This window comes from Marinobacterium sp. NO-S09 (genome assembly GCF_059179545.1).
The window spans coordinates 1,236,932-1,252,386 of record NZ_CP168954.1; the positions used below are offsets into that span (position 1 = coordinate 1,236,932).

Sequence of the window (15,455 nt, forward strand, 5' to 3'; positions counted from 1 at the left end):
GGCAAGGGTCGCCTGAGCCGAGGCAAGAGCCATCAGGCCTTGCCGATCATACGGCGCAGAACATAGTGCAGAATACCGCCGTGTTGGAAGTAGGCCAGTTCGTTGCCGGTATCGATCCGGCAGCGAACATCCACCTGCTCCGTGCGACCATCCGGATAACCTATCTCCAGTTTCAGCTCCTGACGTGGGCTCAACTCCGCCAGCCCCTTGAGGCTGATCTCTTCTTCACCGGTCAGACCCAGCGCCTTGCGATCCGTGTCGATAAACTCCAGAGGCAGCACACCCATGCCCAGCAGGTTGGAGCGGTGGATACGCTCAAAGGACTCTGCAATGACGGCGCGTACGCCCAGCAAACGGGTGCCCTTGGCAGCCCAGTCACGTGACGAGCCGGTGCCATATTCGCGCCCGGCAATGACGACCAGCGGGCGGCCTTCATCCTGATAGCGCATGGCGGCATCATAGATGGCGAGCTGATCGCCACTGGGGTAGTGGCGCGTTTCTCCGCCTTCCACGTTTTCCAGCATCTCGTTGCGGATACGGATATTGGCGAAGGTGCCGCGCATCATCACCTCATGGCTGCCACGCCGGGAACCATAGGAGTTGAAATTCTCCGGAGTAACGCCCTGATCCTGCAGGTAACGACCGGCAGGACTATCCGCCTTGATCGCGCCAGCGGGGGATATATGGTCCGTGGTGACCGAGTCACCCAGCAGGGCCAGTACGCGTGCCTTGTCGATATCTTCGACCGGTTCCGGCTGCGGAGACATGCCAGTGAAGAACGGTGGCTGTTGAATATACGTGGATGTGGGCCAGTCATAGGTGTTGCCGGTAGCCATGTCGATTGCCTGCCAGTCCGCATCGCCATCAAAGACGGCACCGTATTCTCGGCGGAACATGTCGGTGTTGACCTGCTCCAGAGCGTCAGCAATCTCGGCCTGGCTGGGCCAGAGGTCCTTAAGGTAGACCGGTTGACCGTTGGCATCTTCGCCCAAGGGGGCCTGCGACAGATCGATATCCACTCGCCCGGCCAGAGCAAAGGCGACGACCAGCGGCGGCGAGGCCAGCCAGTTGGTTTTCACGGCCGGGTGCACGCGGCCCTCAAAGTTGCGGTTACCGGATAGCACTGAGGCCACTGTCAGATCACGCTCGCGAATGGCTTGCTCGATCGGATCGGGCAGAGGACCGGAGTTACCGATGCAGGTTGTGCAGCCATAGCCGACCAGGTTGAAGCCCAGCGCATCCAGTGGCTTATCCAGTCCTGCTGCCTTGAGGTATTCGGTGACTACTTTGGAGCCCGGTGCCAGCGAAGTTTTCACCCAGGGCTTGCGTTGCAGGCCTTTCTCGACGGCTTTCTGTGCCAGCAGGCCAGCGGCCAGCATCACGCCCGGGTTGGAGGTGTTGGTACAGGAGGTGATGGCGGCAATGACCACGGCACCCTGATCCAGGGTGAAGCGCTGTCCATCCAGTTCAACCTCAGCCGTTACCGGTGTGTCGTTCACCGGCTGGCCGCCTTCGGCTTCCAGCTTGCCTTCGGCGCTGCCGGGGGCCGGCGTCAGGCTGAGCGCCATAAGCTCATCGAAGCGGGACTTGAGATCGCTCAGCGTAACCCTGTCCTGCGGGCGTTTGGGGCCTGCCAGCGAGGCTTCGACGCTGCCCAGATCCAGTTCCAGTGTGCTGGTAAATACCGGCTCGTCGCCGGGCTCGCGCCAGAGCCCCTGTTCCTTGCAGTAGGCTTCGACCAGCGCGACCTGTTGCTCGTCACGCCCGGACAGGCGCAGATATTTCAGGGTCTCTTCATCCACCGGGAAGAAACCACAGGTGGCGCCATACTCGGGTGCCATGTTAGACAGGGTAGCGCGGTCGGCCAGTGGCAGCTGGGCCAGGCCATCGCCATAGAACTCGACAAACTTGCCCACCACGCCATGCTGGCGCAGCATTTCGGTAACGGTAAGTACGAGGTCGGTGGCGGTGATGCCCTCACGCAGGGCGCCGCTCAACTTGAAGCCCACCACCTCAGGAATCAGCATGGAGACGGGCTGACCCAGCATGGCCGCTTCCGCCTCGATGCCGCCCACACCCCAGCCCAGAATGCCCAGTGCATTGATCATGGTGGTGTGGGAGTCGGTACCCACCAGCGTATCGGGATAGGCCCAGTTTTCGCCGTCAATCTCCTGAGTCCATACGCTTTTGCCCAGGTACTCCAGGTTCACCTGGTGGCAGATTCCGGTACCGGGCGGTACCACGCGGAAGTTGTCGAAGGCTTTCTGGCCCCAGCGCAGGAAGGCATAGCGCTCGCCGTTGCGTTCCATTTCGATCTGCACGTTATCGCGAAAGGCATCGGGGCTGGCGAAGTGGTCCACCATCACCGAGTGGTCGATCACGAGGTCGACAGGGGATAGCGGGTTAACCTTCTGCGGATCTTCACCCAGTTCGCTGACCGCATCGCGCATGGCGGCCAGGTCGGCGACACCGGGGACACCGGTAAAATCCTGCATCAGCACGCGAGCGGGTTGATAGGCAATTTCGCGATCCGAGCGTCCGCCCTGATGTTGCCAGTCCACCAGGGCCTGCAAGTCTTCCGGTTGCACCGCGTCGCTGTCGTGACGGCGGAGCAGGTTTTCCAGCAGAACCTTGAGTGAGCGCGGCAGGCGATCAACCGACCCCAGCTGCTCAGCGGCCTTGCGCAGGCTGCTGATACGGTAGTCCTGGTTGCCCACGGTCAGGGTGTGCGTTGTGTCCACTAGCCTCATGTCGAGCCTCTCCTGAGTTGTACGCAGAAAATTCAGAGTAGCCTACTCTGATGACCTTGGGACGACAGAACGACACTTCAACCCCCGCAGGTCCAGAGTATGGGTATCAGTCCTTGCCGCCAGCATGCTTTTGCGCAAGCTCCGACCAATCCGCCAGTTGCTGCTGTACCAGCCCGTTCACGGTGCTTGGCGCATAGCGACCGCCGGCATCCGCCTTGCCGGCAGGGCGCTCAAACAGCAACTCGATCAGCTCATCCAGCGTCGCAACAGCATGGATCTGGAAGAGGCCTTCCCGACAGGCGTTCACCACCGCCTCATTCAAAATCAGGTGCGGGATATTGGCTGCAGGAATGACCACGCCGTGTTCACCATCCAGCCCTCGGCTTTGGCAGAGCTCGAAAAAGCCTTCGATTTTCTCGTTAACGCCGCCTATGGCCTGGATATCGCCTTGCTGGTTGATGGAGCCGGTAACGGCCAGGCTTTGCTTGATCGGTAGCTGGGCGATGGCTGATATCAGTGTGCAGAACTCGATAGCGGAGGCGCTGTCTCCGTCCACCGGTCCATAGGATTGTTCAAATACCAGGCTCGCATTCAGAGACAGAGGACGGTTGCGGGCATAGCGAGCCCCGATACAGGCGCCCAGAATCATGACGCCCTTGGTGTGAATGGCCCCGCCAAGCTTGGTTTCGCGTTCGATATCGAGCATGCGGCCATTGCCGATGCGGGCGGTGGCCGAGATCCGGCTTGGCTTGCCAAAACGCTGGTCGCCCAGCTGGAATACCGACAGGCCATTGGCGCGCCCGACCTCCTTGCCCTGGGTGTCGACCATTTGCAGGCCGCGTTCGATCTGCTCCTGCATCAGTTCGGACAGCTGGCTGCTGCGATAGCGTTGTTGGGCAATCGCCTTTTCCACATGGGCTCGATTGGCCAGTGAGTCTCCCTGGCGCAGGGCCCAGAAGCTGGACTCACGCAGCAGGTCGATCAGCTGACCACGGTGCAGTGACAGTTTTTCGCTGTCGTCCATGCGTCTGGAGCTGTACTCGATCAGGGCTTCCAATCCGGAGCGATCAAAGTGGGTCAGCCCTTCCTCACGCACCAGCATGCTGATCAGTCCCAAGTAGGCGCTCAGATTATCGCGGATTCGATCAAAGCCCTCGGCAAAATCGGAATAGACCTTGAACAGGGAGGTGAACTCGGGATCGTACTGTTTTAGCAGGTAGTAGAGGCGCCGGTCGCCAATCAGAATAACGCGGGTGTCCAGCTGCACGGGCTCCGGGTCCAGGGCACGGGTGCCGCTGACACCATAGATTTTCTCCAGTGAATCCAATCGCACCTCGCGGTTGCGAAGGGCGCGTTTGAGGCCTTCCCAGGCGAAGGGGTAGCTGAGCAGTTTCTGTGCATCAACGATGAGGTAACCGCCATTGGCGCGATGCAGGGCGCCGGGCTGAATCAGACTGAAGTCCGTGCTCAGGGTGCCGAAGTGGGCTTCGTATTCCACCCGTCCGACCAGGTTCTGATAACTGGGGATATCTTCATGAACCACCGGTGCACCGTCGGTTTCATGGTGCCCAACCAGCACATTGATCTGGTAGCGACGAAACTTGGCGGAGCGTGCGCGCTTGTGCAGCGGGGCGCGTTCCTCCTCTTCGCTGGGGAAAAAGTCGTCCACATTTTCGATCAGGTCCTGGTGCAGGGCATCGAGAAAATGGAAGGTGGCGCTGTGTTCGCCATATTTCTGACGCAGGTTGTTGAGGGCCGGGTCGATGACACCGCGGGTGGTTTCCTGCTCCAGATCGCGAATGCGTGCCTGGTGTTGCTGGTGCAGGCGGGGCACTTCATGAATCAGCTCGGTCAACTCCTCATTGAGGCTTTCCAGCTTTTCTTTGATTCGGTTTTGCTCGTCTTCGGGCAGCTCGCTGAACTGGTCCGGGGTCATCAGCTTGCCATCTTTTATCGGCCCAAGGGTGTAGCCACCGGGAGTGCGCATCAGGGTAATGCCGGATTCTCGGGCGGTCTTGCCCAGTGCCTTGAAGCCGGCTTCTTCCAGGTGCTGAAACTCGTCATTAAGCGCCTGCAGCTGGTTGCGGTACTCCTCGCTTTTGAACTGGGCGGGAATGCGCAGTAGAAGTACTTCGATCAGACGGCGCAGGTCTTCATGCAGTTGCTGCCCGGTACCACGCGGCAAAATGAGTGCGCGTGGCTGGCTGGGGTTGTCGAAGTTGTGGATATAGCAGTAATCCGAGGGGACCTCGCCGCTGGCGGCTTCGGCGCTTATTATGCGCGAGACCAGTTCACGCTTGCCAAGCCCGGTTGAGCCACTGACAAACAGGTTGTAGCCGCAATGGTCCATGCCGATGGCGAACTGGATGGCATCCACTGCCCGTTCCTGTCCCAGCGCGGAGTAATCCGGTGTGATATCAGCCGATGAATCTATGCCCAGTTCACTCAGGTCACAGGCGTGACGCAGGTGTTCGGGGCTTAGCAGTGTTGTCATGTCCATATCCTCCCGCTCAGGTCAGGAATAAGGTTAGCAAAGCCAGCGCGACGGCCAGCACCAACCCCGGCCAGAGCCGTTTACAGAGCGCCCAGTGGCCGGCAAAGAAGGCCAGGCCGCCCTTGACCAGGGTATTGGTAATTGCTGCCAGAGTGATACCGGTGACGGCGGTCTCCTGGCTGATGGTGTCACGTGCCATACGGGCCAGGGTCAGGGTGATCGCATCCACATCGGTTAGGCCGGCGACAATCGCGACCAGCCATAACCCCTGCTCGCCCATATGTGCCTTGATGCCATGGGATATCAACATGATCAGTGCCAGCAGAAAGCCGAACTGCAGGGCCGGCACCAGCTGGAAGGGCTCGGTGATAAGCTGGGAGGTGTCCAGGTTGCCGAAGGGCTCACGGGTGCGCCACAGCCAGATAGCCCCGGCAGCACAGCCCAGTGCCATGGCACCCATAGGCAACCAGAGGGCGTCCAGCAGGGCGGCATTGACCACCGCCACTTCCAGCAAAATACGCGGATACATGATGGTGGCTGCCAGCAGAATGCCGCAGGCCAACAGACGTGGCAGCGGCAGGCGGCTGGTCATGCGGGCCAGGCTTAGAGTCAATGCGGTGCTGGATGCCAGCCCGCCCAGCAGGCTGGTGATAATCACACCCTTGTCCGGACCGGCCAGGCGCATGGCAAAGTAGGCGGCCAAGCTGATGCCGGCAATCAGGACAACGAGAAGCCAGATCTCATAGGGGTTAAGCGCATCCCAGGGGCCGTAGGTTGCATTGGGCAGTACCGGCAGCAAGACAGCGGAAATAAGCGCCAGTTGCAGAATGCCGCGGATCTCATGATCGCTCAGGTGCTCCAGGGCACGATGCAGAGCCTGCTTGAAATGCAGCACTATTGTAGTGAGGACCGCGATGGCCACAGGCAGACTGAGGTCGGTCAGTACGGTCATGGCACCTAACAGGTAAGTCACGATCCCAGCGACGACCGTGGTGATGCCGAAGTCCTGATCATCGCGGGAGTCGAGCCAGTGCGCCAGTCCCAACAACAGGGCGGCCGCAATACCGATACCGATGGTAATGCCCGGTCCCAGTGGTTCGGCCAGCAGAGCTGCCATGGCACCGCTGAGGGCCAGCAGACCAAAGGTACGTATTCCACCGATGCGACCACCAGCGCGGGTGTGACGTTCATGCCAGCCACGCTGAAGACCGATCAGCATGCCCAGCGCCAATGCTACCAACACTAAAAACAGAGGTTCTTGAGTCACCAGTGCCTCCTGCTGCCTGCTTCCCTATCAATGAGACTAACAGAAATGGCAGGGTTTGCAGCAGCATAAAAAAGGGCGCCTCCAGGGACGCCCAAAAGGCTTAGAGCATGATCTACATCTGTCCGCTTTGTTCATAGCGCTGGTGCCAGCTCAGCGCTTCTTCGAGCAGATGCGGGGTGTGCATGCCGCGACCCGAGTGCAATGCACGTTCGTAGTAGTCGATCAGTGCAGGGCGGAAGTCCGGATGGGCACAGTTGTTAATGATTTCATGGGCGCGCTGACGCGGTGACAGTCCGCGCAGGTCGGCCAGACCCTGCTCGGTGACGATGATCTTGACGTCGTGCTCGGTATGATCGACGTGGGAAACCATCGGCACGATCGCCGAGATAGCTCCATCCTTCGCTGTGGAGGGCGAGACAAAGATCGACAGATAGCCGTTACGGGCAAAGTCGCCGGAGCCGCCGATGCCGTTCATCATACGCGTACCCATGATGTGGGTGGAGTTCACGTTGCCGTACAGGTCGCATTCGATCAGACCGTTCATGGTGATCACGCCCAGACGACGGGCCAGCTCAGGGTGGTTGGAGATGTCCTGCTGGCGCAGAATGATCTTGTCCCGATAAAAGTCGATGTTGTCATCGAACTCCTGAATGCCGTCCGGACTCAGCGAGAAGGCTGTCGCGGATGCAACCTTCAGGGTGCCGGACTTGAGCATCTTCAGCATGCCGTCCTGAATCACTTCGGTGAACGCGGTCAGGTTCTTGTAAGGGCCGGCATCCAGGCCTTCCAGCACCGCGTTGGGGATGTTGCCCACGCCAGACTGGATCGGCAGCAGCTCTTTCGGCAGGCGGCCCAGCTCGATCTCCTTGTTGAAGAACTCGAGGATATGCCCGGCGATCTTTTTTGAAACCTCATCGCTGGGTTTGAAGGGCGAGTTGCGGTCCGGCGCGGCGGTTTCCACCACGGCGATCACTTTCTCCGGTGGGCAGGCCAGGTACTGCTCACCGATGCGGTCAGCCGGGTCGGTCAGCATGATCGGCTTGCGGTTCGGCGGTAGCGCGGTACCGTAGTACACGTCGTGCATGCCTTCCAGCTTGGCATTCTGCCTGGAGTTGACCTCCAGAATGATCTTGTCTGCCTGCTCAATCCAGGTTTTGTTGTTACCGATGGATGAAGAAGGAATCAGGCTGCCGTCTTCACGGATGCCGGCCACTTCGATCAGGGCGATATCCATCTTGCCGAGGAAGCCGGACCAGGCGTACTGGGACACCTCGGAAAGGTGGTAATCAACATAATCCATGGTGCCATCATTGATACGGTTGCGGCAGATGGGGTCGCTCTGGAACGGCAGGCGCATCTCGATGCCATCAACCTCGGCCAGCACACCATCCAGCTCGGGCGCCGTGGAGGCCCCTGTCCACACATTGATACGAAACGGCTTGGCATTGGGCTGACTGTTCAGCTGTCGAATGCGTTGCGCCAGAGCGCCCGGGACGGCTTTGGGGTAGCCGGCACCGGTGAAACCGCTCATGCCTACATTGGCGCCTGCCGGAATCAGCTCGGCAGCCTGTTCGGCGCTCATAATGCGTTGTTGCAGGACAGGGCAGAGGATTCTTGAGTGATCAGACATAGGGACTCTCACGCCAGATTGTTGACAATTATATTTATGGCCTGGGTTCGCAGTTTTGCGCAGGGTATAAAGATTGGCCGTATTGCAGGTTATGCAGGCGTATTTTACGAGCAGGACTTTAACTAGCTGTAGTTCTTTAGTCTAGTTTTGTGAATAAATTGTAGACATTGTTGCGGGTTTGTGGAAACTGAGTTGCATTATGCGCAACCCATGCCTTTCTAAATATTCGGTTTAAACGGTCTAAAGGGGCACAACTGATAGGGTGTTTCGGGCACAAAAAACGGGCCCGAAGGCCCGTCGTTTTACTGGAAGCGAATGCGTTTATTCGCTGTCCGGTTTTGGCTTGCGTTTCATCATCGGCATGGAGCCATCGCCCAGACTGGGGCCTTTGGGCGCCGGGCTGGCGCTGCTACTGCCCCGACGCTTGCCGACCTGTTTGCGGTCGCGTTCGCGCACCTTGCCGCTGCTCTTCTTGGCGCCTTTGGCGTCAGTTTTCTTTTTCTTGGTACCGGTGGCCTTGCCAGAGGCTTTCACCTTCTTGGGCCCCTTGTAGCTGCCTTCCAGTCCTTTCAGTGTGCGCCGCTCAAACTGGAGCTTGAGGTACCGTTCGATGCTGGACATCAGATTCCACTCGGTGTGTGAAATCAGGCAGACCGCCAGGCCTTCGCGTGATTGGCGACCGGTACGGCCCACTCGGTGAACATGCTCGTCACCCTTGCGGGCCATATCAAAGTTGATGACCAGGTCCAGGCCTTCAATATCCAGGCCGCGTGCCGCCACGTCCGTTGCCACCAGAACATTGATTTTGCCGCTGCGCATCAGTCCCATGACATGCTTGCGCTCATCCTGGGTCATTTCGCCATGCAATACACCGGAGCGGCGGTTCTGGCGCTGCAGGCTTTTGGCCAGCCACTGCGCCTTGTCGCGTGTATTGGTAAAGATGATCGCCTTGTCGTACTGCTCGTTGGCCAGCAGCCACTCCATCAGGCGTTCCTTGTGCTTGTCGTCATCCGCCAGAATGATTTGCTGGCGAATGGATGCCTGGGCATCCTGAGGCGTGTGAAGCAGAAGCTCTTTAGGGTCATTGAGTACCTGCGGCAGCAGCTCCCGCACGCCGCGGTGGGTCAGTGTGGCGGAAAAGACCATGGACTGGCGTTGAGGGCGGCAGATATCAACAATGGCCATCACCTCGTCACGGAAACCCATGTCCAGCATGCGGTCGGCTTCGTCCAGTACCAGATATTCCAGATCATCCAGATCCAGTGTCTGTCGCTCCAGGTGCTCGGCCAGACGGCCGGGCGTGGCTACCAGCACTTCCGGATTCTTGCGCATTTCTGCAGCCTGCTCCTTGAAGCCGGTGCCGCCGCAGACGGTCATGACGTTGACGCGGGTAAAGGCGGCGAGATCCTTCACCGACTGGCAGACCTGTTCCGCCAGTTCTCGTGTTGGCGTCAGGATCAGGCCACGGGCACCCGTATTGGGCGAGGGGGTATCCAGAAAGTGTTGCAGCATCGGCGCTACGAACGCCAGTGTCTTGCCACTGCCTGTCTCGGCACCGACGATCAGGTCATGTCCGGCCAGGGCTTCGGGCAGGGTTTCCAGCTGTACCGGAGTCGGCTGGGTGAACCCCAGTTTATCGATCGCCTTGAGCAGGCGTTCATGTAGCATCAGTTCTGCAAACACGTTGAAATCTCGCATGGACATTAGACTGCGAATCCTAGCAAATTAAGCGGCGCTTGAGGATGCGAAATGATCGCTGGCTGCCAAGTCCCGCCGCATATCGCTTCAGCAGTGCTGTACGGAGGTTGTTCAGGGGGTTGTCCACAAAAAGCGTGGATAACTTTGAGCTTGATCGAAGCCCGGGCAGTGGACGTATACCGATTGTTGATTGCGATATTAACCAGATTGTCTGACTATGGCGTCTATATCCCATTTGCCCGGTGCTCCTTGCCATGATTCAAACACCCAAATCGTCAAATACAAAAGCTGAGCGCTTGTTGGCTCTGGATGCACTTGGCCTGTGGGGCACAGATCCTGATCCTGCTTTTGACAGCCTGGCAGAGCTTGCGGCAGCGCTGTTTGATGTCCCCATTGTCCTTGTTTCATTGATCGACGCAGAGTATCAGTGGTGCAAGGCTGCGTATGGGCTTGAAGCAAGACAGTGGCAGAAAGACCAGCTGCCTTGCGAGAATGCGCTTGAGCGGGACGCCTTGCAGCAGGCCCCGAACCTGACACAGGTCCCGGGTATTAGATCATCGCTGGTTGAAGAGCAGGGGCTTAAATTCCATGCCGCCGTGCCGCTGCATTACAAGCAGCAGGCTGTAGGTGCTCTGACGTTGCTGGATCGCCGCGTCCGTCAGTTCGATGAACGTCAATTACAGCAATTGCAGCAACTGGCGCTTCAGGCGGAGCAGTTGCTGGAGTTGTTTGCCTGCCGACAACAGCCCAATGAGCAGAGCTTTGCCGGCGCCGGTGAAGCACGCTACAAGGCGATCATTCAAGGAGCCGCAGCGGGGGTCGTTCGTATCGATGGTCGTGGCCGTATGCTGGCTGCGAACCGTTTTGTTCAGGAGATGCTGGGATATCAGGAATCAGAACTGATTGGTCGCAACGTTAAAATGCTGATGCCTGACCGCTGGAGTCAGCATCATGATGGCTACCTGCAGGCCTATCAGCGCACCGGAGATGCGAGGGTTATCGGTACCGGGCGAGAGGTGGAGGCGTTACACCGTGACGGTCATACCATTCCTGTTCACCTTGCTGTCAGCGAGGTAAAGACCGATGGCCAGGGGCCGGACAGTCGTGAGTTTATCGGTATTCTCTCCGATCTTTCGGATGTGCATGCAGTGCGTCAATCCCAGGAGCGCCAGCGTGCGCTGCTTGAAGTCCTGCATACCGGGTTGACCGATTACAAGGCACTGGTTACGGGCAATACACTCTGGGAGTTCCTTAAAGAAGCCCTGCGTGAATTGACCGGTAGTGAGTACGCCCTGATCGGTGAGGTTGTCAGTGATAGCGAGCAGCCGGCGCTCACACTGCACGCCATTACCGATCTGTCCTGGAGTGAGGACTCGAGGGAACTGATGCGCAAGCTGGTCAGTGGCGATATGCGCCTGACCAACCCCAATAGCATGCTGGGACGAGTGTTTGCCGGCGGGGAAGTTGTGTTGAGCAATGCCATGGAGCAGGATCCACGGGGTGGTGGCTTGCCGCCGGGACATCCCACGCTGTACCGCTATCTGGGGGTGCCGATACTGGACCATGGTCAGGTAATCGGCATGTATGCCATCGCCAATGCCAATGAGGACTATGACCCCGAGTTGGTACAATGGCTGGAGCCTTTTACTTCAACCTGTGCCCTGTTGATCAATCTGTATCGGCAGATGAATGAGCAGCAGCGGTTGAACGAGGCGCTGAAAACAGAGCACGAGCGTGCCGAGCGCGCCAGCCAGGCCAAAACCGAATTTCTTTCTTCCATGAGTCACGAGCTGCGTACGCCGCTGAACTCCATTCTCGGATTTGCCCAGTTGCTGCAAAACAGCCGCACACCGCTGACCGATCGGCAGCACCGCCAAACGGAGCAGATTATCCGCAGTGGGCGCCATCTTCTGAGCCTGATAAACGAAGTGCTGGATCTGGCCCGTATCGAAGCAGGTAAAATGCAGGTATCCATTGAGCCTGTGTGCCTGGGTGATGTGATTCAGGAAGCGGTGGAAACTCTCAGCCCGCTGGCGAGCGAAGCGGGAATAAAGCTCAAGTGGCTACAATCCGAAACCTGCCGTCATCGTATCCGGGCTGATTACACGCGTCTGCAGCAGGTGCTGATAAACCTCATCAGTAATGCAATCAAGTACAATCGTCCCCAGGGGCGGGTGGAGTTGTTCTGTAATGTCCTTGAAGGTACTCGCATAAAGGTAACCGTAAAGGATACGGGCAAGGGTATTCCGGCACAGCGCATGTCAGAGCTGTTTCAGCCTTTTAACCGGCTGGATGCCGACAATGGCATGATTGAGGGCTCGGGCGTGGGGCTGGCGCTGACCCGTAAACTGGTGCATCTGATGCAGGGTGAGATTGGCGTCGATAGCGTTGAAGGTGAAGGCAGTGAGTTCTGGTTTGAACTGCCCCTGGAGAATAGGGCGGCTGTATCCGAGCCGAGCGACGAGGCTGAAGCACCAAGTGCCAACCTGCCATTGCCTGAGCAGCAAGTATTGTATATCGAAGATAATCCTGCCAATCAGCGCCTGATGATAGACCTGTTCGAAGAGCTGGAAAGTTGTGATCTGGTGTGTGTCAACAGTGCTGAAGAGGGCATAGAGCTGGCTTGTTCGGAGCCGCCGGACCTGATTCTGATGGATATCGACCTGCCAGGTATGAGCGGTTTTCAGGCGCAGCAACTTCTAAAGGGGAACCCGCTGACGATGCAGGTGCCCGTGCTGGCGGTGTCGGCTTCGGCGTCAACGCGTGATATTCGCAAGGCGCGCGAGGCCGGTTTTGTGGATTATCTGACCAAACCACTGGATCTGATGCTGTTCATGGACAGGGTGGCACAGATACTCGATCAGGGAGAGGATTCATGAGCGCACATCTGGGTGCCGACATCCTGATTGTTGACGACAACGCGGTTAATGTTGAGCTGCTGGAGAATCTTCTTGAAGATGCCGGATACCAGCAGCTGGAAGGTGTAACCAGCCCCTTTGCGGCCGAGTCTCGCATTCATCAACGTTGCCCGGACCTGGTGCTGCTGGATATCCGCATGCCGGGGATGGATGGTCTCGAGCTAATGCAGCGTCTGCAGACCCGTTTGGGAGAGCGGATGCCGGCAGTGATTTTCCTTACCGCACAGATTGATGAACAAACCCGCTACCAGGCGCTGTCACTGGGAGCACAGGATTTTATTACCAAGCCATTCGACCAGACTGAAGTACTGCAGCGCATGACCAATACGTTGCAGCAGCGACTGTTGTTACGTGAACACAGCGAGAAAGCAGACCTGATGGAGCAATTGGTGGCTCAGCGTACCGCCGAATTGCACCGTCAGGCACGTGAAGATCCGGTGACCCGGCTGCCAAACCGCCGTGCCTTGCTGGAAATTCTGCAGCGACATTTGCATCACTCAGGACCCGTTGCTGTCCTGTTCCTGGCTTTGGAAGGGTTGGAAAGCAGTGCACGTCTGCACGGCTATGGAGTTGCTGATCAGCTGGCGCAGGCCTTGGCGCAGCGTCTGCGGGAGCAGTCCCGGCCTGGGGCGCTTATTGCGGGCGTATGGAACAGTCACGAATGGCTTTTGATCATGCCGCAATGGCCCGGTGAAGCGGAAGGCGAGCGTAATCTGGATAGTCTGCTGGGATTGTTCCATGAACCTGTGCAGGCCGGTGGCGTGCAATTGAAACTTGGGGTGCGTATAGGCGTTAGCATCAGTGATGATCGTTGTGATGCAGAGCAACTCATTCGCATGTCGGCGCTGGCTTTGCCGCAGGAGTCAGGCCATTGGCAGCGCTATGATGCGGAGCTTGAGCAGCAGTTGCGACAGCGTCAAATCATGCAGGATGAGTTGGCTGACGCCCTCGCGGCGGATGAATTCCAGCTGGTGTTTCAGCCCAAAATTGATATTAACAGTGGCCGTCTGAGTGGTGCCGAGGCTCTGTTGCGCTGGCACAATAAACAGCTTGGGCAGGTCTCGCCCGTACATTTCATCCCCCTGGCCGAAGCCGGGGGCGACATTATTGCCATCGGGGACTGGGTTCAGCAGCAGGCTCTGCAACATGTCGATGCCTGGTATCGCGCAGGCAAGGTCGATAACGACTTTACCCTGGCGTTCAATGTGTCCAGTGTTCAGCTGATGCAACCCACCTTTGCGGAGCGGCTGATCGAGCAGATATCGGCTTTGCAGCTGCCACCTGCCATGGTTGAGGTAGAAGTCACGGAGTCCGGCCTGATGGATGACGTCGAGCTGGCAAGAGCGCAGTTGGAAACCCTGGCCGACGCCGGTGTAGGTGTTGCCATTGATGACTTTGGTACGGGCTACTCATCTCTGTCCTACTTGAAAAGCCTGCCGGTCTCGGTGCTGAAGATTGATCGCGCGTTTATCCGTGAGTTACATCTCAGCTCCCAGGACCAGCGACTGGTTGAGACCGTGATCGATATGGCGCGCCATTTTGAATGCAAGACCGTGGCCGAAGGGGTCGATCAGGTTGAGCAGATGGACATGTTGCGGCGTATGGGCTGTGACCAGGTGCAGGGGTTTCTTTTATCCCCGCCGCTGCGAGAAAAGGCTTTTCTTCAGCTGGCCCAGCTCGGCTTCGGTCATCTGTTTCAGGGTGAATAACCCCCTGGCCTGAACGCTGGGGAACTGACGCCATATGCTTGTGGCGTTATGATGATGGTTCTGAGCTCTGACGGTCGCTGGCTGTCAGCTGGAACTCGGCCAACCCTGGGAGCTTGTTATGGCCCTGCGACCGCTTATTGTGCTTCTGCTGCTAAGCCTTGTGCTTGGGGGGTGTAGTAACCAACCTTCCCAACCGGCAAGCATCGCCTTTGATCATCCGGTTCGTCAGTCCTTACTGGGGCATTATGCCGAATGGGCTGGTACACCCTACCGTTTCGGCGGTGTCTCTCGCAGCGGTGTTGATTGCTCTGGTTTTATTCAGCAGGTCTATCTGCAGGCTGATCAGCGACAGTTGCCTCGTTCCACGGCTGACCAGTCTCGCTTGGGGGGACGCGTGCCAAGGCATGAGCTCCAGCCGGGTGATTTGGTGTTTTTCAAAACCGGTTTCAAACAGCGTCATGCCGGAATTTACCTTGGCAACAGCGAATTCATGCATGCTTCAACCAGTCGCGGTGTGATGATTTCACGCCTCACCAACCCCTATTGGTCAGACGCCTGGTGGATGGCGCGGCGCCTTCCCTGAGGTGGTAAAAGCGGTTATTCACAGGCTTTGTATACTGAGCACAAAATTTTTCTGCCCTGTGAATACAAACTCTTGATTATTGTGATTTCAGTTGGTTTGGTTATTAAATAACCGTCTCTTCGGGGTTGACAATTTCTGCTTGAGGACAACTATACCGGCACCGCTCAATAAATATACTGTTTTTTAAAGTTGTTTCAAAACAAAGGGTTATATTGTCGCTTTGTGAGCTTTCCAAAACTTATCCTAAAGGTTTTGCACAGAAAGTGTGAGCAAAAAAAGAATGTTTTCAACAATTCGTGCTACTTCTGGATTTTGTGAGTAAAACTGTGAGCGGAATTCGCGCGGTAGTACCTGACAGTGTCTGTTAACGGGTCGTTCAGAGACTTGGGTGATGCACTGCGTCGCT

The 15,455-nt window shown here is 57.7% G+C and carries 8 protein-coding genes; 3 read left to right on the forward strand and 5 right to left on the reverse strand.

What is annotated here, in order from left to right; translation table 11 throughout:
- Nucleotides 1-32: 32 nt before the first annotated feature.
- From acnA to O3C79_RS05870, 5 genes are all read right to left on the reverse strand, one after another.
- Nucleotides 33-2,750: an aconitate hydratase AcnA gene (acnA, locus tag O3C79_RS05850; protein WP_494385171.1), complete on the reverse strand. Its 2,718-nt coding sequence runs from the start codon at nt 2,748-2,750 to the stop codon at nt 33-35.
- A 106-nt stretch (nt 2,751-2,856) separates the two neighbouring features.
- Complete coding sequence (locus O3C79_RS05855) at nt 2,857-5,244, reverse strand: Lon protease family protein (protein ID WP_494385172.1); 2,388 nt, start codon at nt 5,242-5,244, stop codon at nt 2,857-2,859.
- A 16-nt stretch (nt 5,245-5,260) separates the two neighbouring features.
- Nucleotides 5,261-6,511: an MgtC/SapB family protein gene (locus O3C79_RS05860; RefSeq protein WP_494385173.1), complete on the reverse strand. Its 1,251-nt coding sequence runs from the start codon at nt 6,509-6,511 to the stop codon at nt 5,261-5,263.
- Nucleotides 6,512-6,623: 112 nt separating this feature from the next.
- Nucleotides 6,624-8,141 (reverse strand): succinyl-CoA:acetate CoA-transferase ScpC, encoded by a 1,518-nt coding sequence (scpC, locus tag O3C79_RS05865; protein WP_494385174.1) that lies wholly within the window; start codon nt 8,139-8,141, stop codon nt 6,624-6,626.
- 321 nt (nt 8,142-8,462) lie between these two features.
- Entirely contained in the window at nt 8,463-9,845 is a 1,383-nt protein-coding gene (locus O3C79_RS05870) for a DEAD/DEAH box helicase (RefSeq protein WP_494385175.1), read from the reverse strand.
- Nucleotides 9,846-10,093: 248 nt separating this feature from the next.
- Between O3C79_RS05870 and O3C79_RS05875 the strand changes: the two genes are divergently transcribed.
- The 3 genes from O3C79_RS05875 (at nt 10,094) to O3C79_RS05885 (ending at nt 15,049) form a co-directional block, all read left to right on the forward strand.
- A complete protein-coding gene (locus O3C79_RS05875; protein WP_494385176.1) occupies nt 10,094-12,718 on the forward strand; it encodes an ATP-binding protein in 2,625 nt (874 codons plus the stop codon).
- A complete protein-coding gene (locus O3C79_RS05880; protein ID WP_494385177.1) occupies nt 12,715-14,466 on the forward strand; it encodes a putative bifunctional diguanylate cyclase/phosphodiesterase in 1,752 nt (583 codons plus the stop codon). The genes O3C79_RS05875 and O3C79_RS05880 overlap by 4 nt, the downstream gene beginning before the upstream one ends.
- Nucleotides 14,467-14,584: 118 nt before the next feature.
- The gene (locus O3C79_RS05885; protein WP_494385178.1) at nt 14,585-15,049 is read left to right on the forward strand and encodes a C40 family peptidase; all 465 of its coding nucleotides are present in this window, start codon (nt 14,585-14,587) and stop codon (nt 15,047-15,049) included.
- Nucleotides 15,050-15,455 lie beyond the last annotated feature (406 nt).

Excerpts from the sequence above, each read along its gene's own strand:
- acnA (WP_494385171.1), bottom strand. The coding sequence starts at position 2,750 with ATGAGGCTAGTGGACACAACGCACACCCTGACCGTGGGCAACCAGGAC.
- O3C79_RS05855 (WP_494385172.1), bottom strand. The coding sequence starts at position 5,244 with ATGACAACACTGCTAAGCCCCGAACACCTGCGTCACGCCTGTGACCTG.
- scpC (WP_494385174.1), bottom strand. The coding sequence starts at position 8,141 with ATGTCTGATCACTCAAGAATCCTCTGCCCTGTCCTGCAACAACGCATT.
- O3C79_RS05870 (WP_494385175.1), bottom strand. The coding sequence starts at position 9,845 with ATGTCCATGCGAGATTTCAACGTGTTTGCAGAACTGATGCTACATGAA.
- O3C79_RS05875 (WP_494385176.1), top strand. The coding sequence starts at position 10,094 with ATGATTCAAACACCCAAATCGTCAAATACAAAAGCTGAGCGCTTGTTG.
- O3C79_RS05880 (WP_494385177.1), top strand. The coding sequence starts at position 12,715 with ATGAGCGCACATCTGGGTGCCGACATCCTGATTGTTGACGACAACGCG.
- O3C79_RS05885 (WP_494385178.1), top strand. The coding sequence starts at position 14,585 with ATGGCCCTGCGACCGCTTATTGTGCTTCTGCTGCTAAGCCTTGTGCTT.